Annotated in this window: 21 protein-coding genes; 9 read left to right on the top strand and 12 right to left on the bottom strand. The window is 54.6% G+C overall.

Features of this window, described 5'->3' with window-relative positions; genetic code table 11:
• Positions 1-26: 26 nt before the first annotated feature.
• The 5 genes from iscA to trmJ form a co-directional block, all read right to left on the bottom strand.
• A complete protein-coding gene (iscA, locus tag AC534G_RS06605) occupies positions 27-350 on the bottom strand; it encodes an iron-sulfur cluster assembly protein IscA (protein ID WP_110497162.1) in 324 nt (107 codons plus the stop codon).
• Between the two features lie 20 nt (positions 351-370).
• Positions 371-757, bottom strand: a complete 387-nt coding sequence (gene iscU, locus AC534G_RS06600) for a Fe-S cluster assembly scaffold IscU (RefSeq protein WP_002913991.1) — start codon at positions 755-757, stop codon at positions 371-373.
• A gap of 26 nt (positions 758-783) precedes the next feature.
• Positions 784-1998 carry a cysteine desulfurase gene (gene iscS, locus AC534G_RS06595; RefSeq protein WP_038642631.1) on the bottom strand — a complete coding sequence of 405 codons (1215 nt, stop codon included), beginning with the start codon at positions 1996-1998 and terminating at the stop codon, positions 784-786.
• Positions 1999-2110: 112 nt separating this feature from the next.
• Entirely contained in the window at positions 2111-2602 is a 492-nt protein-coding gene (gene iscR / locus AC534G_RS06590; protein ID WP_003037674.1) for a Fe-S cluster assembly transcriptional regulator IscR, read from the bottom strand.
• A 173-nt stretch (positions 2603-2775) separates the two neighbouring features.
• On the bottom strand, positions 2776-3507 hold the full coding sequence (trmJ, locus tag AC534G_RS06585) for a tRNA (cytosine(32)/uridine(32)-2'-O)-methyltransferase TrmJ (RefSeq protein ID WP_069324453.1): 732 nt from the start codon (positions 3505-3507) through the stop codon (positions 2776-2778).
• Between the two features lie 118 nt (positions 3508-3625).
• On the opposite strand from trmJ, the gene suhB reads away from it, so the two are divergent.
• Positions 3626-4429 (top strand): inositol-1-monophosphatase, encoded by an 804-nt coding sequence (gene suhB, locus AC534G_RS06580; RefSeq protein WP_003835237.1) that lies wholly within the window; start codon positions 3626-3628, stop codon positions 4427-4429.
• Positions 4430-4533: 104 nt separating this feature from the next.
• On the opposite strand, the gene AC534G_RS06575 is transcribed toward suhB, so the two are convergent.
• Together AC534G_RS06575 and AC534G_RS06570 are read right to left on the bottom strand one after the other, a co-directional pair.
• Entirely contained in the window at positions 4534-5514 is a 981-nt protein-coding gene (locus tag AC534G_RS06575; protein ID WP_110497160.1) for a nickel/cobalt transporter, read from the bottom strand.
• Positions 5505-6143, bottom strand: coding sequence for a DUF1007 family protein (locus AC534G_RS06570; RefSeq protein WP_110498800.1), 639 nt, complete (start codon positions 6141-6143; stop codon positions 5505-5507). Before AC534G_RS06570 ends, AC534G_RS06575 begins: the two co-directional genes overlap by 10 nt.
• Before the next feature lie 417 nt (positions 6144-6560).
• On the opposite strand from AC534G_RS06570, the gene AC534G_RS06565 reads away from it, so the two are divergent.
• The 7 genes from AC534G_RS06565 to csiE all read left to right on the top strand — a co-directional run bounded on the left by AC534G_RS06565 (position 6561) and on the right by csiE (position 15253).
• The gene (locus AC534G_RS06565) at positions 6561-7544 is read left to right on the top strand and encodes an autoinducer 2 ABC transporter substrate-binding protein (protein ID WP_038642638.1); all 984 of its coding nucleotides are present in this window, start codon (positions 6561-6563) and stop codon (positions 7542-7544) included.
• Between the two features lie 103 nt (positions 7545-7647).
• Positions 7648-9156: a sugar ABC transporter ATP-binding protein gene (locus AC534G_RS06560; protein WP_110497158.1), complete on the top strand. Its 1509-nt coding sequence runs from the start codon at positions 7648-7650 to the stop codon at positions 9154-9156.
• Positions 9149-10138 (top strand): ABC transporter permease, encoded by a 990-nt coding sequence (locus AC534G_RS06555; protein WP_038642642.1) that lies wholly within the window; start codon positions 9149-9151, stop codon positions 10136-10138. Before AC534G_RS06560 ends, AC534G_RS06555 begins: the two co-directional genes overlap by 8 nt.
• Position 10139: 1 nt before the next feature.
• Complete coding sequence (locus AC534G_RS06550; protein WP_038642644.1) at positions 10140-11093, top strand: ABC transporter permease; 954 nt, start codon at positions 10140-10142, stop codon at positions 11091-11093.
• A gap of 17 nt (positions 11094-11110) precedes the next feature.
• Positions 11111-12748, top strand: coding sequence for an FGGY-family carbohydrate kinase (locus tag AC534G_RS06545; protein ID WP_038642646.1), 1638 nt, complete (start codon positions 11111-11113; stop codon positions 12746-12748).
• Positions 12745-13344, top strand: coding sequence for an SIS domain-containing protein (locus AC534G_RS06540; RefSeq protein WP_496594522.1), 600 nt, complete (start codon positions 12745-12747; stop codon positions 13342-13344). Before AC534G_RS06545 ends, AC534G_RS06540 begins: the two co-directional genes overlap by 4 nt.
• 631 nt (positions 13345-13975) lie before the next feature.
• Positions 13976-15253, top strand: a complete 1278-nt coding sequence (gene csiE / locus AC534G_RS06535; RefSeq protein ID WP_110497154.1) for a stationary phase inducible protein CsiE — start codon at positions 13976-13978, stop codon at positions 15251-15253.
• Here csiE and AC534G_RS06530 read toward each other — a convergent pair.
• The 4 genes from AC534G_RS06530 to AC534G_RS06515 form a co-directional block, all read right to left on the bottom strand.
• On the bottom strand, positions 15248-16396 hold the full coding sequence (locus tag AC534G_RS06530; RefSeq protein ID WP_496594521.1) for a 3-phenylpropionate MFS transporter: 1149 nt from the start codon (positions 16394-16396) through the stop codon (positions 15248-15250). The genes csiE and AC534G_RS06530 overlap by 6 nt on opposite strands.
• Positions 16397-16484: 88 nt before the next feature.
• Entirely contained in the window at positions 16485-17327 is an 843-nt protein-coding gene (locus AC534G_RS06525) for an aldose 1-epimerase (protein ID WP_110497152.1), read from the bottom strand.
• A complete protein-coding gene (locus AC534G_RS06520) occupies positions 17327-18766 on the bottom strand; it encodes a sugar porter family MFS transporter (protein WP_110497150.1) in 1440 nt (479 codons plus the stop codon). Before AC534G_RS06520 ends, AC534G_RS06525 begins: the two co-directional genes overlap by 1 nt.
• 72 nt (positions 18767-18838) lie before the next feature.
• A complete protein-coding gene (locus AC534G_RS06515) occupies positions 18839-22105 on the bottom strand; it encodes a DUF5107 domain-containing protein (protein WP_110497148.1) in 3267 nt (1088 codons plus the stop codon).
• Between the two features lie 114 nt (positions 22106-22219).
• Here AC534G_RS06515 and AC534G_RS06510 point away from each other — a divergent pair, with 114 nt between their 5' ends.
• On the top strand, positions 22220-23413 hold the full coding sequence (locus AC534G_RS06510; RefSeq protein WP_085049312.1) for an ROK family transcriptional regulator: 1194 nt from the start codon (positions 22220-22222) through the stop codon (positions 23411-23413).
• 3 nt (positions 23414-23416) lie between these two features.
• Here AC534G_RS06510 and hcaR read toward each other — a convergent pair whose 3' ends face one another.
• On the bottom strand, positions 23417-24310 hold the full coding sequence (gene hcaR, locus AC534G_RS06505; RefSeq protein WP_069324443.1) for a DNA-binding transcriptional regulator HcaR: 894 nt from the start codon (positions 24308-24310) through the stop codon (positions 23417-23419).
• Positions 24311-24356: the final 46 nt, after the last annotated feature.

Below are 24356 nucleotides of genomic sequence, written 5' to 3'. Positions count from 1 at the left end.
TGCGTGTGGGGTTATCGGTGAGCGCGTTATACGTGGAAACTTTCGCCGCATCCACATTCGTCTTTCACGTTCGGGTTAGTGAACTTAAACCCTTCGTTCAGACCTTCTTTGACGAAGTCTAACTGCGTACCGTCGAGAAATTGCAGGCTCTTACCGTCGACCACAACTTTAACGCCTTTGTCTTCAAACACGGTATCTTCAGCCGCCGGCTCGTCAACAAATTCCAGTACATAGGCCATACCTGAGCAGCCGGAGGTTCTCACGCCCAGACGCAGGCCAAACCCCTTACCGCGGTTAGTCAGGAAGGTATTTACACGCGCTGCTGCACTGTCGCTTAAGGTAATCGACATAATAAAACCTCAACTCTTAATTATTTTGCTTCACGTTTGCTTTTGTAATCCGCAATCGCGGCTTTAATCGCGTCTTCAGCCAGGATAGAGCAGTGAATTTTCACCGGTGGCAGTTCAAGCTCGTCGGCGATATCGGTGTTTTTAATCGCCTGTGCTTCGTCCAGCGATTTCCCTTTTACCCATTCGGTAACCAGAGAACTGGAGGCAATAGCGGAACCGCAGCCGTAAGTCTTGAAACGCGCGTCTTCAATGATACCCTCATTGTTGACTTTGATCTGCAACTTCATCACGTCGCCACAGGCCGGTGCGCCGACCATGCCGCTACCCACGTTCTCGTCGCTGTTGTCAAAAGAGCCCACGTTACGTGGATTCTCGTAGTGATCGATAACTTTTTCGCTGTAAGCCATGTTGAATTCTCCTTATTGGTGCCGAATTAGTGATGTGACCATTCAATACTGTTCAAATCCACGCCCTGTTTGAACATTTCCCACAGCGGAGAAAGGTCGCGCAGACGGCCAATGGAGTTGCGAACCAGATTGATGGCATAGTCAATCTCTTCTTCGGTAGTGAAACGACCTAAAGAGAAACGAATTGAGCTGTGTGCCAGCTCGTCGGTCATACCCAGCGCGCGCAGCACATAGGATGGCTCCAGGCTTGCTGAAGTACATGCAGAACCGGAGGATACCGCCAGGTCTTTCAGCGCCATAATCAGCGACTCGCCTTCAACAAAGTTGAAGCTGACGTTGAGAATGTTCGGTGCGCCCTGTTCGAGATCGCCGTTCAGGTACACTTCTTCCATGTCCTTCACGCCGTTCCACAGACGGTTACGCAGACTGCGCAGACGCGCCATCTCGGTTTCCATCTCTTCTTTCGCGATACGGTACGCTTCACCCATGCCAACGATCTGGTGGACAGGCAAAGTACCGGAACGCATGCCGCGCTCGTGACCGCCGCCGTGCATCTGCGCTTCGATACGAATACGCGGTTTACGACGCACGTACAGCGCGCCGATACCTTTCGGACCATAGATTTTGTGGCCGGAGAAGGACATCAGGTCAACTTTCAGTTGGCTCAGGTCGATAGGCAGTTTGCCCACGCTCTGAGTGGCGTCAACGTGATAGATGATGCCGCGCGCACGGCACATTTCACCGATAGTCGCGATATCCTGCACCACGCCAATTTCGTTGTTCACGTGCATGATGGACACGAGGATAGTGTCGTCACGCATTGCCGCTTCAAGTTCTTTCAGGTCGATAATACCGTTACGCTGTGGGGCGAGGTAAGTGACTTCAAACCCTTCGCGCTCCAACTGACGGCAGGTATCCAGCACGGCTTTGTGTTCGGTTTTGCTGGTGATGATGTGCTTGCCTTTTTTCTGATAAAAGTTGGCTGCACCTTTAATCGCCAGGTTATCGGATTCCGTCGCACCGGAGGTAAAGACGATTTCACGCGGATCGGCACCGACCAGATCAGCGATCTGATTACGGGCGATATCTACCGCCTCTTCAGCATGCCAGCCAAAACGGTGTGAACGGGAAGCTGGGTTACCAAAGTTTCCGTCCAGGGTCAGACACTGCATCATTTTCTCGGCAACACGCGGGTCCACCGGCGTGGTTGCGGAGTAATCGAGATAGATCGGTAATTTCATTGCTCTATAAACTCCGTACATCGCTTCAATGCAAGGAACCAGGCAACCGGCTGGATGTACGACCGAGTTAACGGGGCGTTTAACACCCCGGCCTGATTCTAAAATACTTTTATTATGCGCGTAACTTAACGTCGATCGCGTCTTGAGCACGATTAGTGCGTGGAGCGTCATGCGTGTGCTGGCGACCAGACACATCCAGGACTTCCTGATTATTCACCAGTTCGCCCAACGTAATGTTGTTGAGGAACCCGGTCAGACGATCGCTCAGATCGCGCCACAGCGCATGGGTCAGGCATTTATCGCCGCCCTGACAACCGCCTTTGCCCTGGCAACGGGTCGCATCTACAGACTCGTCGACAGCGCTAATGACTTCACCTACTGCGATGCTGCCGGCATCTTTACCCAGCAGATACCCGCCGCCTGGTCCACGTACGCTTGAAACCAGACCGTTTTTACGCAAACGGGAAAACAGCTGCTCCAGATATGACAGGGAAATTCCCTGACGTTCAGAAATATCAGCCAACGGTACCGGGCCCGTTTCTGAGTTGAGCGCAACGTCCAACATTGCGGTCACGGCATAACGCCCTTTTGATGTCAGTCTCATGTCTTACTTAGCCTCAAACTCGCCCCTGCCCGGGGTTTTTTATTGTAAAATGGGGGTATTGCATAGCAGGGGCAAGTCTGACATTCCCGACTAAATCAGTCAACTATTTACTTGACTAATTTAGTCAGGTATTTAACCTTCAGTGCCGTTTTCACTTGCAGAAGGCGTTTCGCTTACTTGCCTTTATTCTGCTGTTCGATAGATGCCAGAATCCCGCGCAGGATATTCAGCTCCTGACTCTCAGGACGCGCGCGCGTAAACAGACGGCGCAGCTTGTTCATCACTTGTCCCGGATGGCCTTCGCGAATAAACCCGGTCGACAGCAGCGTTTGTTCCAGATGACCGTAAAAACGCTCTAAATCATCCACCAGCGGATACTCAGCTTCTTCGTATTCGACGCTCTTATCACCTTCCTGCGTCGCCAGCCAGGCCATGCGGACTTCATAAGAGATAACCTGCACCGCCATCGCCAGGTTGAGCGAACTGTATTCCGGGTTCGCGGCAATGGCGACGTGATAATGGCATTTTTGCAGTTCTTCGTTGGTCAGGCCAACGCGTTCACGACCAAATACCAGCGCCACCGGCGTATTCGCCGCTTCAGAGACGCTTTTTAAGCCGCATTCGCGCGGGTCCAGCATCGGCCACGGCAACGTACGGGAACGCGCGCTGGTGCCTACTACCAGACTACAACCCGCCAGCGCTTCATCGAGGGTATCGACGATCTGCGCGCTGCCGATCACATCGCTGGCGCCTGCCGCCAGGGCGATGGCCTGCGAGTCCGGTTTGACCAGTGGATTAACCAGCCACAGATTGGTTAAACCCATGGTTTTCATTGCGCGGGCCACAGAGCCCATGTTGCCAGTGTGAGAGGTTTCCACCAGCACAATTCGAATATTTTGCAGCATTGTATTTCTTCGGCTAAAGATTATTCGGGCATATTATCATAAAACGAAGACATATTCCGAACTCGCTGCTATACTCTGCGCCGTTTTCCCGTTCTTTAACATCCAGTGAGAGAGACCGATGCATCCGATGCTGACCATCGCCGTGCGCGCAGCGCGCAAGGCGGGTAATGTAATTGCCAAACACTACGAAACTCCAGACTCTGTAGAAACCAGCCAGAAAGGCAGCAATGATTTCGTGACTAACGTCGATAAAGCCGCCGAAGCGATTATTATCGAAACGATTCGCAAATCTTACCCACAGCACACCATCATCACCGAAGAAAGCGGTGAACATGTTGGTGAAGATTTGGATGTTCAATGGGTTATCGATCCACTGGATGGCACCACCAACTTCGTAAAACGCCTGCCGCACTTCGCGGTATCTATCGCAGTACGCATTAAAGGCCGTACTGAAGTTGCCGTTGTTTACGATCCAATGCGTAATGAACTGTTCACCGCAACCCGCGGTCAGGGCGCGCAGCTTAACGGTTACCGTCTGCGTGGCAGCACGGCTCGCGATCTGGACGGCACCATCATTGCCACCGGCTTCCCGTTCAAAGCGAAACAGCACGCCGCTTCTTACATGAAAATCCTTGGCAACATGTTTACCGAATGCGCTGACTTCCGCCGTACCGGCTCTGCCGCGCTGGATCTGGCCTACGTTGCCGCAGCCCGCGTTGACGGTTATTTCGAAATTGGTCTGCGCCCGTGGGATTTCGCCGCAGGCGAGCTGATTGCGCGTGAAGCTGGCGCCCTGGTGTGCGACTTCACCGGCGGTCATAACTACATGGCGACCGGCAACATCGTTGCAGGTAACCCGCGCGTAGTGAAAGCCATGCTGGCTAACATGCGTGACGAACTGAGCGACGCGCTGAAGCGCTAATCGTTTGATGCCGGATGGCGGCTAGCGCCTGATCCGGCCTACCAGGGAAGTTCCCCGTAGGCCTGATAAGCGAAGCGCCATCAGGCATTCATCCTACAACAGTGCTAAAACGGTCTTATCCCTCGCCCCACCGGCACCGCGCTCATCCACATCACCACCGCTGCCGCAATTAATACCGTGCCCCCGGCTAACGCCAGCGTCGTCCAGCCAATCTGTCGCCACAGCACCGGCGCTTTATGCCCGCTAAGTCTCACCGCCAGCGTGCGGAAACTGTGTACCAATAAAGCCAGTGACGTAATCGTCAAAGAGGTGCCCGCCGCCATCGCCAGCGCCGACGCCATACCCCAGTAAAAGACGCCAATCACTTTGCTGAACAGCAGCACCATGATGGCCCCGGAGCATGGACGCATCCCCATAGACAGAATAATCATCAGCCGGGCGCGCCAGTCATCACCGCTTTGCACCTGTTCAGGGTTCGGCAGATGCTGATGCCCGCAGCCACAGCCGTCGTGATGCACATGGCGCGGCGTGAAGGCGGTAAACGTTGGCCGCTTTAGCAATAAGCGCAGTTTTTTCAGCGCCCGCCAGCACAGCAGCAGGCCTAACACGCCCACCAGCACATAGCTCCCTCTCTCCAGCCAGAAGCTGCTCATATGCAACTGCCGCGCAGGCAACTGCAAGACGGTGAGCACGATAACGACCAGACCAATCGCGACCAGTCCTTGTAATAAAGACGACGCCAGCGTCAGGCCGATACTGGATTTGAGTTTTGACGGGTGCGTCGCAAGCCAGGTAGTAATCACCACTTTTCCATGTCCCGGCCCCAGCGCATGCAGAACGCCGTAGAGAAAACTAAACAGCAGCAGCGATCCCCCTGCCTGGGTCGGACTGGCAGCAACCGCTTTCAGCAATCCGCTCATCTGTTGGTTTACTTCGCGCTGCCAGACGATGCTTTTCATCATCACCTGCGGCCAGGCCAGCCATAGCCACAGTATGCCGCCTGCCGCCAGCAGCAAAAATAGCGCCAGCGGCCACAGCGTGAGCCAGCGACGTCCGGTGGGTCGTGGTTGATAAACTACTGACATTGCAGCGTTACCGTTTGTGCGAACTGTTTACCCAACTCCATATCCTCCGGCGGGGCGTCTTCTTTATCCAGCGACTGCGCAAAGATCAGCGTTTGTTCATTCGGCGTCGGGGTGTGTACTGAAATACGGCATTGCTGGCTGATCGCCTGCGACAGCCGGGCATCGCTATTCTGGTCATAGCTCATATCCACGTAGTAGGTCGGATCGAAGGTTGAAATGGTATATTTTTGACCACTCAGCGGCTGTGGTTCAGCTAAGGGTAGAACGAACGTCAGCACCGCCTGATGTTCCTCACGTTCCATGCCGTATTCCGTCGGCCTGTTTTTAAACTTTACCTTTTGCCCTTCATGCCACACTTCAGTGAAATAATGCTGCCCAAGCACATTCGCCATCACTTCCGCCGCCAGTTTTTTCCAGATCTCCGAGCCAGGTTTAGCATTCCCCGCATCGTAAAGCAGATCTGCCGAGGTGATTTCATCCATCGTCCAGCGCATTTTCAGCGCCACGAACTGATTATTCTCGCTCACTATCTCGGTTTTCAAATGGATAAAGCTGTGGGGATGCGCGCCTGCGCCAAAGGACAGGACAGCAAGAAACAACGTTACAATGATGTGCTTAACACGCTGCATGACTTCTCCACGATAAAAATCCAGGCCGCCAGAAATAATGGTGTGTTTGGCGAAAGAGTGCTGAGGATAACATTGAACGAAAAAATGTTGAGCCTCCTTTTCCGGTATCGATTCAGTTCTCAATTTCGACAATTCTTTCTCCAGCAACACCCGTCTGAATCCCTTTTCGCCGCCACAATTTATGCAAAATGATAATAAATTGTTAATTAAAAGTTTTATTTTAATTATTTATTAACAATGATTTTGCTGGTATGGATATAAAACCCCACGAATTTAACCAATATTTAACCATTATTTTTCTTTAAATTTACAATAACGGACATGGATCACATTCATGGAACTTATGATTCATTCCCTCTTCCATTCGTAGTTAACTTCACCCCGTGACATGTCCTGCCCCCTACGAAAGGTACAACTATGAAATTCAAACTCGCATTACTCAGTGCAACCCTGGTTTCTGCATGCATGTTGTCCGGCACGTCCTTTGCGGCGGAAAAATATGAAATTGCTGTGGTTGCCAAAGTCACCGGGATTCCGTGGTTTAACCGGATGGAAACCGGCGTTAATGAAGCAGCAAAAAAACTGGATGTGAATGCTTACCAGACCGGGCCTTCCACGCCGGATCCGGCTCAGCAGGTGAAAGTCATTGAGGATCTGATCGCCAAAAACGTTAACGCGATCATCGTGGTGCCGAATGATGCCAAGGTCCTTGAGCCGGTGCTGAAAAAAGCGCGCGATAAAGGCATCGTGGTGCTGACGCACGAATCCCCGGACGAGCAGATTGGTCAATGGGATATTGAAACCATCGACAGTGAAAAATATGCGCAGGCTAACGTCGATGAATTAGCGAAAAGCATGGGCGGTAAAGGGGGTTATGCCATCTATGTCGGTTCGCTGACGGTACCGTTGCATAACGCGTGGGCCGATTTTGCGATTAAGTACCAAAAAGAAAAATATCCCGAAATGTTCGAGGTCACTTCACGTCTGCCGGTCGCGGAAAGCATCGATAAATCCTACGCCACCACGCTGGACCTGATGAAAACCTATCCGCAGATGAAGGGCATTATCGGCTTCGGCTCGCTGGGTCCAATCGGTGCGGGTCAGGCGGTGCAGAAAAAACGCGCCAAAGATAAAATCGCCGTCGTCGGGATCGCCATGCCTGCACAGGCTGCGCCGTACCTGATGCGCGGCGATATCAAAAAAGCGCTGCTGTGGGATCCAAAAGACGCGGGATACGCGCTGGTAACGGTGGCCGATCAGTTGTTGCAGGGTAAAGAAGTGAACGCCGATTTGAGTATCGATGGTTTAGGGAAAGCCGATATCGACACGGAGAAGAAAGTGATCCGCTTTAACAAGATCCTCGAAGTCACCAAAGACAACGCACAATCACTCGGTTTCTAAGGCTTTAGCCGACACCAGGGAACCTTAACGCCGACCGTCTGGTCGGCGCTATCAACCAAACTAACACTTAGCGTCCATGCGGACGTGCGCAGGGGTATTGTCCATGACAGACACCACCGCATTTATCACTCTTGAGAATATCAGCAAACAATTCCCGGGCGTGCTGGCGCTGGATAACGTGAATCTGACGCTGAGAAAAGGCGAAGTTCACTGTCTGGCGGGTCAAAACGGCTGTGGTAAAAGCACCATTATTAAAGTGATCTCTGGGGTATATCATCCGGAAAAAGGCGCGCAGATTTTACTCGATGGCAAATTATTCCATCACCTGACGCCGCAGCTTTCTTCCCATTATGGTATTCAGGTTATTTATCAGGACCTGTCGTTATTCCCTAACTTTAGCGTCGCTGAAAATATCGCGGTCAACCGCTATCTGCCCGGTGGCGATATCTGGGTACGCCGTGGCGCGATGAGACAGCAGGCGCTGGCCGCCATGAAACGCATCGGCGTGAACATCGATCCCGATAAAAAAGTCGAAAAACTGTCGATTGCCGATCGGCAACTGGTCGCCATTTGCCGCGCTATTGCCGCCGATGCGCGTCTGGTGATTATGGACGAACCCACCGCGTCGTTAACCCGCCAGGAGGTCAATGGCCTGCTGCGGGTCGTCAACGAACTGAAAGCGGCCGGGATTTGCGTGGTGTTTGTCAGCCACCGTCTGGATGAAGTGATGGAAGTGGCGGACCGTATCAGCGTGATGCGCGACGGCAAACTGGTGGGGACATACCCGGCCAGCGAACTCGACAGTCACGAACTGGCCTTCCTGATGACCGGACAACGCTTCCACTACAGCCCGCTGCCGGAAAGACCCGCTATTGAGCAAGAGCCGCTGCTCGAGCTACGCAACCTCAGCCGCCGGGGGAAATACCAGAACATCAATTTATCGCTACATAGCGGTGAGATTGTCTCCATTGTCGGTCTGCTGGGTGCCGGTCGCACCGAGCTTTGCCTCAGTTTGTTCGGCATGACCCATCCGGAAAGCGGCGAAATGCGCATTAACGGCCAGCCGGTTACTCTGCGCAATAACCATGACGCCATCAAACACGGGATCGGCTATGTCTCTGAAGATCGCCTGACGCAGGGGCTGATCATGGAGCAGTCGATCTATGACAACACCATCGTCACGGTGTTTGACCAACTGCATACCAGCAGCGGTCTGCTCGATCATCGTAAAGCGCAAAAGCTGGTCGCCGATTTGATCCGTGAGTTGAACATTAAAGTCTCCGATCCGCATCTGCCGGTCAAAACGCTCTCCGGCGGTAACGCCCAACGCATTGCCATTGCCAAATGGGTGGCAACCCATCCGCGCATCCTGATCCTCGACTCCCCTACCGTCGGCGTGGATATCGCCAACAAAGAGGGGATTTACCAGATAGCCCGCGATCTGGCGGAACAGGGAATGGCGGTACTAATGATTTGCGATGAAATCCCGGAAGCGTATTACAACAGTCATCGTGTGCTGGTGATGCGCCGCGGCAAACTGGTGGCGGAATTTAATCCTCATCACTGCCGTGAAGAGGAGATTGCTGAAGTGGTCGAGGTAATCAATGAATAGTCTGCGTCTCTCCCGTTTAATCGGGCAACATGAATTCTGGCTGGGCCTGCTGGTCGTGGCGCTCGCCGTCGGGCTGAGCGTCAGTACCGATGAGTTCCTGTCGCTGGGCAATCTCACAGATGTCGCCACCAGTTACGCGATTCTCGGCATTCTCGCCTGCGGGCTGTTTGTGGTGCTGATTTCCGGCGGGATCGACATCTCATTTCCGGCGATGACCGCGATTGCCCAGTATGCGATGGCCAGTTGGGTGATCGCTCACGGCGGCAACTTCATACTGGCTTTAACCATCGCAATGGCGGTAGGTCTGCTGCTTGGGCTGATTAATGGCTTCCTGGTGTACTGGCTGCGCGTTCCGGCGATCATCATTACCATCGCCACGCTGAACGTCTACTACGGCCTGCTGGTTTATGCCACCAAGGGAACCTGGCTGTACGGCTTCCCGGACTGGTTTATGAACGGTATCAACTGGTTGTCGTTCACCGCGACAGACGGCTACGACTACGGTTTAACCCTGCCCCTGCTGTGCCTGGCGGCGGTGATCATCTTTACCGCCGTGCTGATGAACTATACCCGTCTTGGCCGTCAGGTTTACGCCATGGGCGGCAACCGCGACGCGGCCTCGCGCCTGGGGCTGAATTTGCTGAAGCTGCATTTCTACGTCTATGGCTATATGGGCATTCTGGCAGGCGTTGCCGCCGTGGTTCAGGCGCAAATCACCCAGTCTGTTGCCCCCAATTCCCTGCTCGGCTTTGAGTTAACGGTGCTGGCGGCGGTCGTGCTCGGCGGCACCAGCATGAGCGGCGGGCGCGGTACGTTAACCGGAACGCTACTGGGTGTTGTGCTGCTGGCGTTCTTGCAAAATGGTCTGACGCTGCTGAGCGTCTCCTCTTACTGGCACACCGTGTTCAGCGGCGCCATTATCCTGGTCAGCATTAGCGCCACGGCCTGGAACGAAAAACGTAAACTGGCAAGGGAGCTTTGAGATGAAAACAATCGCCAGATTTTTACCCGGTGATGCCATCATTCGTCTGCAATGCGTCATTATTGTGGTCGTCGCCCTGGTCTTCTCGGCCCTGCTCGGCAGCCGTTTTTTCAGCGTCGCTAACTTCCAGTCGATCGGCTCGCAGTTGCCAATCCTCGGCATGCTGGCCCTCGGGATGGGCATGACCATGCTGACCGGCGGCATTAACCTGTCGATTATTGCCGGTGCGAACGCCTGCTCGCTGGTGATGGCGGCGATTATCGTCACCCACCCGGATAACCCGCTGTTTCTGGCGCTGGCGTTGATTGCAGGCGCAGCGGTGGCAGTGGCTATCGGCACGCTCAACGGCGCTTTAATTGCCTGGGTCGGCGTCTCGCCTATTCTCGCCACCCTCGGCACGATGACGCTTATCTCCGGGCTGAATATTTTGCTCTCCAACGGGACGGTGATTTCCGGCTTCCCGACCGCCATTCAATACCTTGGTAACGCGACGATTGCCGGTATTCCGGTGGCACTGCTGCTCTTTTTCCTCGTGGCAATCCTGCTGTGGGTGCTGCTGGAGCACACCACGCTTGGGCGCAGCCTGTATCTCGTCGGTTCCAATGAGCAGGCTACCCGCTACAGCGGTGTGAATACCGTACGGGTACAAATTTCGGTGTACGTTATTTCTGCCCTGCTCGGCTGGGTCGCCGCCATTCTGATGATGGCGAAATTCAACTCGGCAAAAGCCGGATACGGTGAATCCTACCTGCTGGTCACCATCCTTGCCTCCGTGCTCGGCGGTATCAATCCGGACGGCGGCTTCGGACGCATTATCGGCCTGGTACTGGCGCTGATTGTGCTGCAAATGCTGGAAAGCGGCCTTAACTTGCTGGGGGTCAGCAGCTATCTGACGATGGCGCTGTGGGGCGCGGTGCTGATCCTCTTTATCGCATTACAGAATCGTAAAGCCTGATTTCAGGAGAAAAAATTATGGCAAGTTACTTTATTGGTGTGGATGTCGGAACCGGAAGCGCCCGCGCTGGCGTGTTTGATCTCAACGGCAGAATGGTCGGTCAGGCCAGTCGGGCCATCGAGATTTACCGTCCGCAGGCCGATTTTGTTGAGCAGTCTTCCGATAACATCTGGCAGGCTGTGTGTAACGCGGTACGCGATGCGATTAACCAGTCGGATATCAATCCTATCCAGGTGAAAGGTCTGGGCTTCGACGCCACCTGTTCACTGGTGGTGCTGGATAAAGAAGGCAATCCGCTGACCATCAGCCCTTCCGGACGTAGTGAACAGAACATTATTGTGTGGATGGACCACCGCGCCATTACCCAGGCCGATCGCATTAACGCCCTGCATCATCGGGTGCTGGACTATGTGGGCGGTATTATCTCCCCGGAAATGCAAACGCCAAAACTGCTGTGGCTGAAGCAGCATATGCCCAATACCTGGGCTAACGCCGGTTACTACTTTGACCTGCCTGATTTCCTCACCTGGCGGGCAACGGGCGATGACACGCGCTCATTGTGCTCGACGGTGTGTAAATGGACCTATATGGGTCATGAAGATAAATGGGATGCCAGCTATTTCCGCCAGATTGGGCTGGAAGATTTGCTGGAGCACGATGCCGCCAAAATTGGCCGTTACGTGAAGACCATGGGCGAACCGCTCGGCCATGGGCTGTCAGCGCGCGCCGCCAGCGAAATGGGACTCATCCCCGGCACCGCGGTCAGCGTATCAATTATTGATGCCCACGCCGGTACGCTCGGCACGCTCGGCGCCAGCGGCGTTTCTGGCGAGGTGCCGGATTTCGACCGTCGTATCGCACTTATTGGCGGCACCTCCACCGGACACATGGCGATTTCCAAAGAGCCGCGTTTTATCGGCGGCGTCTGGGGGCCTTACTACTCTGCCGTACTGCCGGAATACTGGCTCAACGAAGGCGGGCAGTCGGCTACGGGGGCGTTAATCGACCACGTAATTCAGTCGCATCCGTGCTACGACACCCTACTGGCGCAGGCTAAGTCCCAAGGGCAGACCATTTATGAAGTGCTGAATGCGTTGCTGCGTAAAATGGCCGGTGAGCCGGAAGATATCGCCTTCCTGACCCGCGATATGCATATCCTGCCCTATTTCCACGGCAACCGCTCGCCGCGCGCCAACCCAACGCTTACGGGTGCAATCACCGGACTTAAGCTGTCGCGCACGCCGGAAGATATGGCGCGACAGTATCTGGCGACCATCCAGGCCATTGCCCTCGGTACCCGGCATATTATTGAAACGATGAATCAAAGCGGCTACACCATCGATACGATTATGGCCAGCGGCGGCGGCACGAAAAACCCGATCTTCGTTCAGGAGCATGCCAACGCCACCGGCTGCGCGATGCTGCTGCCGGAAGAGAGTGAAGCCATGCTGCTGGGCGGCGCCATGATGGGAACCATCGCCGCAGGCGTTTTTGACTCCTTCCCGGAAGCGATGTCGGCGATGAGCCGGATTGGTAAAACGGTCACCCCGCAAACCAACCGTATTAAGCAGTACTACGATCGCAAATATCGGGTATTCCACGAGATGTATCAGGATCATATGAAATATCGCCAGTTGATGCAGGAGGAGGCATGAGTGACTCATGGTCTCAAGCCACCGGCGTATTCCAGATCTACAGCGATGCCCTTGCGGGACTGGGACAGCATCTGACTGAGTCGGTCTGGCAGTCGCTGATGGCGGAACTGCGCGGATGCCAGGGGAAAATCGTCGTTACCGGCGTCGGCACCTCCGGCATTGCGGCGCGTAAAGTCGCGCATATGCTCGCCTGCGTGGAGCGCCCGGCGATTTATCTCAATGCCACCGATGCGGCGCACGGCGATCTGGGTTTTTTGCGCGCCGACGACCTGGTTATTATGCTGTCGCGCGGTGGCAATTCGGATGAACTTACCCGGCTGCTGCCTGGGCTGACGGCGAGAAATGTGCCGATCCTGAGCGTGACGGAAAACGCCAATTCGGCCATCACTAAAGCCTCGAGGCTGGTGATTTCCACCGGCGTACAGCGTGAGGCCGACCCGCTGAACATGCTGGCGACGACCTCAATTCTGCTGGTACTGGCTATCTTTGACGCCGCCTGCGCCTGTCTGATGAGTGAAAGCGGCTACTCAAAGGAGACGCTGCTGGCGGTGCATCCCGGCGGCGATGTGGGATTAACGCTGAGCCGTGGGCAGTAACGCCAGACAGCGTTCTTTAACCTGCCCCAACCATCCGCTGGTGTAATGGCAGTCAGTTAAACATGTTCAAATAAAAATACAGATGGTCAGGCGTGGCTGGTCCGGCTGAAAATTGCCGACGTGTTTCCGTAAGGCCGGGAGAGCCAGCATGGATGCTGGCTCAGGGCGCGCTTTACAGGGACGTTACATCGCGCCCGGCCCGGTAGCCTGGAGGAATAAGCGGAGGGAACCGCGGAGCGGCAATTTTCCCGCCGGGAGCCGGGATTGTTAAGGGTGCGGCGATAGCACCCTTAACACGTTCACTGGCGTTCAGTGTACAGAGAAGCGATGAACATGAGGTGAACGGAACCTTTCTCTAAAAAAGCATATTCATTATACTCCGCCAACCTATGTTGATGCTGAAGCGTTAACATAACGTCATTGCGCAAAATGCCGATTTTTTTATATCTCAACAAAAGATAAAACCGTGAAAAAGTGGATTAACGCGCTGCGTTTCACTACCGCTATCTGTTCCGCACGTTAAAAATTCTGTGACGCTCCCCAGCATTCCTGGCGTAAAGCTTTCCATTCCGCAAATCTATGCGCAAACTTTAACTATTCTTATCAAACATACTCACGGGAGATTCTACAGATGATGTCAACGCTCGCCCCGCCATCTGTACTTTCCGCTCCCCAACGCCGTTGCCAGGTACTGCTGACGCTTTTTCTGCCGGGGCAGATTGCTACCGCGCAGACCTTCAGCAGTCTCAATGGCGTCGATGATGCCACCGTTCAGGAGGATATCATTGGCGCGGGGCTCGAAATCCAGCGCTATCATCGGCTCGCCATTACTTCCGCCCAGAATGGCGGCTATACGATCGAAGGCGCCCCGCTGAACCAGCGGCTGTGCCTGTTGCATTGGCTGCGCCGTGGCCTGCGGCTCTGCCCGACGTTTATCACGCAACATTTCACACCCACATTGAAAATGGCGCTTAAACAGCAGGGCATAGCGCGCACGTTGTATGATGACACCAATCTGCATGCGCTGATTAACCTCTGCTCCCGACGCTTGCAAAAACCCTTTGAGTGCCGTGATATCCAGTTCCTGCGGCTGTTTTTACAATACTGCCTGCTGCAACATCACGCGGGGATCACCCCGGAGTTTAATCCGCTCCAGCAGCGCTGGGCGCAATCCTGCGCGGAGTACGCTCTGGCTGAGGAGATTGCCCGCCACTGGCAACGTCACGTCATGCAAAGTGCGCCGCCGGGCGAATCGCTGTTTATGGCATTGCTGTTCTCAATGATTCGCATCCCCGATCCCATCCGCGATAACCACCAGCAGGATCGCCGTTTGCGTCTGGCTATCGCGCGGCTGGTGCTGCGTTTTCGCGAGTATGGCAACGTTCGCTTCAGCGATGAACAAGGGCTGAACGACCAGTTGTATATCCACCTTGCCCAGGCCCTGAACCGCAGTTTGTTTGCCATTGGTATTGATAACACGCTGCCGGAGGAGTTCAGCCGACTTTATCCCCGGCTGGTTCGCACCACCCGCGAGGCGATACACGGATTCGAAGCGGAATACGAAGTGCAATTTTCAGAAGAAGAGATCGGTCTGGTGGCGGTGATTTTCGGTGCCTGGCTGATGCAGGAGAAGGATTTGCACGAAAAGCAGATTATCCTGCTGACCGGCAGTAATGAACAACTCGAAGCGCATATAGAACAGCAGCTACGCGAACTGACGCTACTGCCGCTCAACGTAAAACATATGCCAATGCAGGACTTTCAAAAAGAGGGTGCGCCGCGCGGCGTAACGCTGATCGTCACACCGTACACTACGCCGCTGCCGCTGTTTTCACCGCCGTTGATTCATGCGGATCTGGCACTGACGTCTCACCAGCAGCAGCAGATCCGCAAAATCCTCGAATCATAACGTCGCAGGCTGCGCCACTACTTTCGGGCGCAGCACGATAGCCGGTAGCGCCACCAGCGCCATCACCCAGAATACGCCGCTGCCCAGGTTTTGGTACAGGTAGCCAGCGAAAACGGTCATAATGGCGATACTGCCGCCCATCGCTATCGCGGAGTAGACCGCTTGTAAACGAATCACTTCGCTGCCCTGTCGCACCGCGATATAGCGCATTGCCGCCAGGTGGCAGACGGTGAAGGTACCGCAGTGCAGGATCTGCACCACAATCAGCCACGGTAGTTCGGTGCTCCAGCCCATCAGCCCCCAACGCGCCACGCCGCAAACGGCGGAAAGCAACAGCAGATCGCGGGCGCTAAAGCGGCGGAACAGCTTGTGGCTGAGCGCGAAGATAATGACTTCCGCCACCACGCCCAATGACCATAAATAGCCCACCGCCGAAGCGGAATAACCAGCAGACTGCCAGTAAATGGCGCTAAAACCGTAATAGGCGGCATGCGCACCCTGCAGCAGACTCACGCAGGCAAGAAAACGCCAGCTTTGCGTTATTAACGCGCGCCATGCGGGCCATCCCGCACTCTCCTGCTGACGGTTTTCACCAGCTGGCTGCACGCTCGGACGAATCATCATGCCCAGCAGCATCGAGGCGACGCCAAGCGACAGCAGAATAAGGATCACCCGATAGTCAAACAGGCTCACCAGCTTACCGGTCAGCGCAGAGCCAATCACAAAGGCCACGGACCCCCACAGTCGAACCCGCCCGTAATCCATGGTTATCTGTTTTTGCCAGGTGTTAGCCAGCGCGTCAGTCAGCGGCACCAACGGTGAGAAAAACAGGTTAAATCCGACCATCACCACCATCAGCCACGCCACGTTGGTCCCCGCCCAGAAGGCCAGCGCAAACACCAACGTCAACAGAGCCAGAATACGTAAAGCGGTAATCAGACGAGAGGGATCGCTCACGCGCGGCGCAATCAGCAAGCTACCGAGAAAACGGGCAATCAGCCCCGCGCCCAGCAGTAAACCAATGGTTTCCGGCGTCAGCCCCAACCCTTCGAGCCAGACGCTCCAGAAAGGCAGAAAAATACCGTAGCTAAAGAAATAGGTGAAATAACCGAGCGCCAGCCAGCGCGTGGAATGCAAAGCCATGAATCCCTCCCGTTTGGAGACGGTAGTCTGGCGATAAACTCTGGCTGGCGCAAGAGACCATTAACAGGCAGATAACATGATTTTCGCCCTATTCGACGCAAATTTGCATCGCAAAATGACAGCGTTCTCCCTGCGCTAAAACCTGCAATCCCGGCTGCCCCTGCATGTGGTGGGCATTCACCGGATGCGTCTGCGGCTCCAGGCACAAGAATGGTTCACCCGACATTCTGAACAGCATCAGCCACGGAGTTTGCGCTAAAATCGTGACTTTCATCACATCGCGCTGAATAACGGCCCGCCCGCTCCAGCCAGAATAACCCACATTCAACCAGGCATCTTCACCGTATTGCGCATGCATAAAATCCGCTGCGGGTGGAATATCTCTTTGCCAGTCCAGTGGCAGATGCTGTTCTCCCTCCGGCCAGTAGCCGCTGGCGGTGAACTGGGCCGTACTGTACGAATCAAAGGCGAAAAACGGATGGAACCCGCAGCCATAGATCATCGGTCGTTCCCCGCAATGGGTGAGCGTCAATGAAGCATGCAGGCTCGACGCTTCCAGTTGGTAGCAAATCTGCGCCGTATAGTCGTAGCCACAGGGATGCCAACTGCGCAACTGTAGCAAACAACCGCCTGGTGTCGCGGTGATAACCCGCCAGCGCTGCAGCCAGCCGTCACCGTGCAGGAAGAAGTGTTCATCCGCCTCATGGTGCGGTAGCACAACCTCTCCCCCACGTAGCATAAAACGGTTGCCCGCCACCCGGTTTGCCACCGGCAGCATCGGGAACAGGCCGCAATCACCGGGCTGCTGACCATGACCTTCACGTAATATTGCCCGTTGATGTTGTAACGAAACCAGACTCAATAGCGAACCGCCCTGCGGATCTACGCACATCCGTAGATGTGCGTTTTGTAGCATCAGCAGAGGATTCATTAGCGGGTGCTTCGTTGTTGGCTTGATGCGCCAACTTTCGTATGCAGCGCCGCCAGCTGTTCCTCCAGCGCTTCCAGCGTCACGCCTTTGGTTTCCGGCACATTACGCAGAATATAGATAAAGCCCATCGCGCAAATCACACCGTAGAGCAGGAAGCTTCCCGATGCGCCCAGACTCGCATTCAGCAGTGGGAAGGTATAGGTCAGCAGGAAGCAGGCAATCCACAACGCCAGCGTGCCGAGCGACATCGCTAACCCGCGAACACGGTTGGGGAAAATTTCGGACAGCAGCACCCAGGTTACCGGGGCCAGCGTCAGGGCGTAAATGGCGATCGCCGCCAGCACCAGTACCAAAACCGGCCAGCCCAGAATGCCCAACCCGTATGCCCCGGCAATGAGTACGTAGATAACCGTCAGCCCTGATGCACCAAACAGCATCAGTTTACGACGCCCAATTTTGTCCACCAGCGGCAGAGCGGCAAGGGTAAAGACCAGATTGATGATCCCGGTCGCTACGATCGATTTTAACGTGCCGTTGATGTCGAATCCGGCAGAAGCAAATATCTCCTGCGCATAGTTGAAAATAACGTTGATCCCACACCACTGCTGGAACACTGCCAGCACCATGCCAATAATCACTATCGGTTTGATCTGCGGTTGTAACAGTGATGACCACGCGACCTTGTGGTTATCTTTTTGTAGCGTATGTTCAATCTCTTTCAGCGTTTGCCCGGCATATTCCGCCGAACCCATGCGCTGCAGCATGGTGCGCGCACGTTCGGCTTTTCCTGCCTTCACCAACCAGCGCGGCGATTCAGGGACAAAGAACATCAGCACCAGGAAAATTACCGCGGGCACTAATTCAGCGCCAAACATCCAGCGCCAGCCCGTCTGACCGTTCCAGCTTTCCACAATCGCCTGCTGCGTAGCGCCTGTGGCGACAGGTTCGGCAATCATCAGGTTGATAAGCTGCGCCGCCAGAACGCCAATGACGATGGTGAGCTGGTTAACGGCAACAAAGCGACCACGCTTTTCCGCCGGGCTGACCTCAGCGATATACAGCGGGCTTAGCGCGGATGCCAGACCAATCCCCACGCCGCCAACGATGCGATAGACAACAAACATGTCAAAATTGCTGGCAACTGCTGTTCCCCAGGCTGAAGCGCTAAAAAGGATTGCCGAGAGAATCAGCGGCATCTTTCGGCCAAACTTATCGGCGCACCAGCCAGAAATCAGCGCACCAAAGATACAACCAACCAGCGCCGAGCTCATCGCCCAGCCAGATTGCGCCGGATCGGTAATCGAAAAATAAGCTTCATAGAAGGGCTTTGCCCCGCCGATCACCACCCAGTCATAGCCAAACAGTAAACCACCGCAGGCGGCAACCAGGCAGATAGTCCAGACATAACCAATCTTTAAATGTGTCTGCGCGTTATTCATTATGATTCCTCTTTCAGGGAAACGCAGGGGACAGAAGGTTTCGGGTGAGGTCTCCCCCACCCGTTTCGGGTATTACTGGAACAGCCTTACGTTAATGGCGTGACGCAGCAGTAACGCCTTGTCATGCGCCGGATTGAGTTGCAGAAGCTCATCAAGATCGCGCTGGCAAGCAGAACTATTTCCCAGCCCCAGATGCCCAAGCGCATTGATGAACAGGCAGTGTTGCTGGTGTTTTGCTTGTGCTGAGGTATCCAGCACCACCAGATCGGGCAGCGATACGGCAAAGAAATCGACATCCGGGACGTTGTCGCGATGCGACTCAACCCATTGCAGGAAGCTGTTGAACAGAGCGTCCGCCTGTGCATCATCGCCGAGTTTTCTCTGCGCCATACCCTGCCAGAAGAGATAGTCCACCGGCTGGTCGTTGTAGTAACGTCCGGCATCCAGTGAGCTACCGCCACGCGTGGCACGGGAGAAATAGCGCCGGGACTCCTCGAAATGCCCCTGCTGCTGGGCGCAATAACCCAGCAAATACCAGATGTCATTATCCGTTTGCCCAGGCAGGCGCCCCTCTCCAAGGTTTTGCGGGTAGTGCAGCGCCTGTTGCAGTTGCGTGATGGCGGTTTGCGGGTCGCCCGACTGAACGGCCTCCAGTGCGCGATGCATCTGATTCAGCAAATATTGCCCAGTGGCTTTGCCTTCTCCCCCCTCCCACGGATGAAATACACGCTCACGTAATATTGCCGCGGCCTCGTCGTAGCGCCCCAATCCATTCCACAGACTAAGCAGTTCCACAGTCAGATCGTCACGATGGAAGACAATATCTTTGCTGGCTTCCAGTCGTTGCAAACGCTGTTCAGCCGGTTGCGCCATCAGCTTTTTGAGATAGTCGAGTTCGAACAGGAAACGGGCATTTTGCGGCTCCAGTGCTACGGCCTGCGACAGATACTGCATCGCCTGCTGTGCATCGTGCTGTTTGTTCCAGGCATAGATACCCAATAAGCGATGCACTGGGGCAAAATCCGGCTCCTGCGCAAGGGTAAATTGCCAGCAGGAGACCGCCTCGTCATAGCAGCGTTTGCTGTACCAGAAACAGCCGAGCAAATAGCGGGCAAAAGCGCTCTGCTCGAGGGTTTGCAGCATCTGTACTTCATCCAGCGTATTAGGAAAACGGACGCGATTTTGCAGACACTTACGCGCTCGTTCGATGAAAGGTTGCGGATTGTCGCTCAACGAAGCGCGCCACAGCATCGGTAGCGTTTCCTGGCTGTCGAGCAGTTCCAGCACGCCACGGGCAGCATCTTTTTGCCCCAATGCGATCAACCAGCCAGCCAGTTCACACGCGTTGGTACCGCGCCGCCCGGTAATCGAGATTAGCGCCTGTGCAGTCGCTTCATCCTGACAAATAGCCCAGCGCGCATAGTGCAGGGTGTAACTCAGCGGATAATCAACCAACTGTTGGCGAATGTATTCCAGCGCTTGCGCATTGCGATCAAGCTTAGCCAGCGCCAGCGCTTTCAGTCCCATCGCCAGGTTATTACTGCCGTTAAAACGCAGGCTCTGCTCGACTTTTTCCAACGCGCCGGCATAGTCCTGACGTTTCATCGCCAGGCGCGCTAACGACCAGAAAGCCGCGTCCCGGCAGTTGCCGCTCCAGCTCGCCTTATAATAATTATCCCAGGCGCTTTCATCGTCGCCCTGGCGTTCCTGCGCGGCGGCCAGCAGCATACTCGCCTCGCCATCACGTGGATTCTTATTGAGCTTGTGCGCCCGTTCCAGCGCCTTACCCGCGCAATGGGCTGCAAATGCCCAGTCCGCGCGGTTTAGCGCCAGCGTCCCCAAAGCCACATTATTGCGATAATCAAGCGGGTCGACCTCCAACGCGCGGCGATAATAGTCTTCGGCATAGCGGCTGGCGTGGTTGTACTGCTCCAGATGCTGACCAATAAAATAGAGTTCATCGGTATTAGCAAGCGCTTCTGGCTGAGCTGGCGCGCTGGCCGCCGAGGGGAGTGGTAATTCTTGCGCCAGGTGCTCTTCGTACTGCAACAGCACAGTGCCATCGGCGCGAGTAACGGTCATCGTTACCCGGGCATGGCCATTGTCAGACACATCGGCTAACCAGCTCTGCCCCGGCTCAAGGGTGAGTGTATTCTCAAAGAACGGCTCCCCTTGTGCCGCAAGCGTAACCTGAACATCGCGTAGCGGCGCTATCGCATAAACGCCCACTGAAAGTTGGCTTCCCTCACGCATCAGCCGAAGCGCCAGTTGCGTGCTGGCGTTTTGCACCATGCCAAGTTCGCTGTAGGGCAGGAAGTTTTGCACAAAAACTTTCTCTTCGTACGGCGCAAGCCAGGTGAAATCCGGTTGGTTATCGGTAAAGACCCCGGTCATCAGTTCGATATACGGACCGTTGTCATCGGTGAGATTACGATCCCAGGCAACGCCAAAGTCGCCATATCCCCAGGTCCACTGTTTTTTCCCCGGCGAAACATGGTGGTCCGCCACGTGCAGTAATCCACCGCGTTCGCCGTGGTGCCAGGCACCGACAAAGTCATAATCCGATTTTTCCGCCATATAAGAGGTCGGAACGGGTACGTTTTTGTAGCGAGAGATATCCACACCCGCCGAGTAATCCACTTTGTAGTAGGTGCCAGTAGCGACAGGAAACGCTGAAACATCGCGCTTGCCGTGGTCGAATACCGCGGTTACATCCGGCGGAAACACGCTCTGATGATCGTCGCCGCCTTTCACCGCCGGATTCGCCCACCACAGGAAGTGGCGCGGCGTGGCGTTACCGTTAAACACCTTCCCGGTTATTTCGATCAGCGCGCGATCTGGATACAGTGTGAATCCGGTCATCACCTGTAAACCACGCATGGGTTCAACCTCTCCCATCCACACGGTATATTCGCCCTGCTCGCCCTGCTGTTGCGTAAAATCAACCGGCATAAAGGTGGTTGGACGATGATGCTGCGGCCAGTTGAACTCAATGCCGCCAGAGATCCATGGCCCAAGCAGGCCAACCAACGCTGGTTTCACCACTTCGTTGTAGTAGACGAAATCACGTTGCTGCACTTTGTCATACGCACGATGGATACGTCCGCCTAATTCCGGCAGCAGCATGATGCGAATGAAGTCATTCTCCATCCACACCGCCTGATAGTCGCGCATTTCACGCTTGCTGGTCAGGGTATCAATCACGCCGTAGGGATAAACCGCACCAGAGGATCCCTGATACACCCTTTTCTCCAGAAACATCGGGTTAGCGTCTTCTTCACCCACCGTCCACGTTGGGAGGGTGATCGTTTCCTGCCAGACTTTAACTGAACCGTACATGCCGCTCTCCACTCAATAAACAAAAGTAAAAATTTAACCTGAGGCTATTCTGCGGCAGTTAAGTGGCGTTAAAATGCGCAATGCTCACGCAATATAGTAAAGGGAGTTAAGTGTATGCAGCGTTCGGGATTCAATAACGCCAGGGTGCGTCAGGCAAATAAACAGATCTTTTTGTCGCATCTATGGCGGGAAAAACAGCTTAGCAAGTCGCAGTTGGCGCAGCTGACCAGTCTGTCGATCCCGGCGGTCAGCAATATTCTTGAAGAGCTGATGGATGAAGGGAGAATCAGCCATTCGCGAGAGACGTTAAGCCAGCGCGGTTTGAGTAGCGGCAGTTATCATTTGCCAGAAACAGGCGCCTGGACGCTCTGCATCAACGTCACCCCCACCAGCATCACCAGCCAACTGGCGGACGCGCGTCTGGTGGCCGTCGGCGACTGGCGCCATGAGGTCATTAATCCTGATACGCCAAAAGCGCTGCTGACAGCATTGGCGGCACACTGGCGAGAATACCGTCGGCAATTTCCAGAGGTTACGATTAATCTGGCGCTAGGCGTGCACGGCCAGGTTGATCCGATTACCGGCGCATCAAAAACCATGCCTCAGGCTCCGTGGAAAACACCGGTGGAAATAAAATACCTGCTTGAGGAGATGCTTGGTGTGCAGGTCCGGCTGGACAATGACTGCGTGATGCTGGCGCTGGCGGAAAAGTGGCAAAATCCGGCGGCTAACGGTGATTTTTGTGTGATTAACGTTGATTACGGCATTGGTTCATCGTTTGTCATTAACGATAACATCTGGCGGGGCAGTTTGTACGGCAGCGGTCAGATTGGCCATACAATAATTGATCCGGACGGGGTTGCCTGCGACTGTGGCCGTTATGGGTGTCTGGAAACGGTGGCGTCATTAAGCGCACTGAAAAAGCAGGCTCGCGTGTGGATGAAATCGCAACCGACATCCCTGTATGATCCTCAAACGCTGACGACCGACCAGCTTATTGATGCCTGGAGGCACGGAGATGTTCGCATTCAGGCGTGGGCCGAACATGCCGCCAGCGCCATTGGCCTGAGTCTGTACAATTTTCTAAATATATTAAATATTAATCAAATCTGGCTGTATGGTCGTAGCTGCGCCTTCGGCGAGAGCTGGCTCAATACGCTGGTGCAGCAAACCGGATTTAATCCGTTCGATCATGGCGATAACCCACGAGCCCGGGCAACGCAGATCGGTTTCGGTAAGCTTAATCGCGCTCAGCAACTGATGGGCATCGGCTATCTGTATGTCGAGTCGCAGCTTAGCGAGCTGTAGTCGTTAATCCACAACGCTCACGGCTAAACGTTCATGCACCGTGGCGATAAAGTCGGTCAACGCCGGTTTCAGCGCCCCCTTTTTCCACGCCATCAGCAGCGCAATGGTCGGAACATCGCCAACAATAGGGCGAAAAACCACCTGCCCGGTATTAAAATTATTCATATAACCGGGTATCAAAGTCACCCCCAACCCCATGCCAACCAGGTTCATGGTCACCAGAATATTGGTCGCCACCTGCACGATATTGGGCTGGCTTTTTTGCTGCTGAAACCAGTTTTTGACAATCATCGCTAACGCGCCGGAATAGGCCGGATCGGTACTGACAAAATTCACTCCATGCAGTTGCTGTGCCGATATCGCTTTCTCATTAGCGAGTGGATGATTCACCGGTAACACCACCACCAGCGGCTCATGAATCAGCTCCAGATAATCCAGTTCCGGGCTGTAAACCGGATGACGCATTAAGCCAACGTCCAGCTCTCCGCGCAGGATCTTCTCCTCCTGCTCGGTGGTGATCAAACTGACCAGTTCAATATGCGTATCCGGTTGTTTTAAACGAAACAAAGGCAGCACTTTGGGCAACAGATTTACCTCTGCGGAAGGGACAAAGCCGATGGCGAAATGGTTATCTTCCTGCACCGTTTTACGGGCGCGAACTTTGGCATTTTCCGCCTGCTCGAGGATAACCAACGCATCCTGTAAAAAACATTCACCTGCTGCCGTTAACGCAACTTTGCGCTTGTCCCGCACCAGCAAGGGAACCCCCACACAGGCCTCCAGATCGCGGATCTGACTGCTTAACGAGGGCTGAGAGGTATGCAGTTTTTCTGCCGCCCGGGTGAAATTCAGCGCCTGCGCCACCGCCACAAAATAGCGTAAGTGCCTCAGTTCCATGCCCTTCTCCTTGTTATCGAAAAAATGTCTCAACTGGTAGAAATTT

This window comes from Citrobacter sp. CRE-46 (assembly GCF_059615875.1).
The sequence above is the reverse complement of the archived record's forward strand: the minus strand, read 5'-3'. Positions and strand labels throughout refer to the sequence as shown.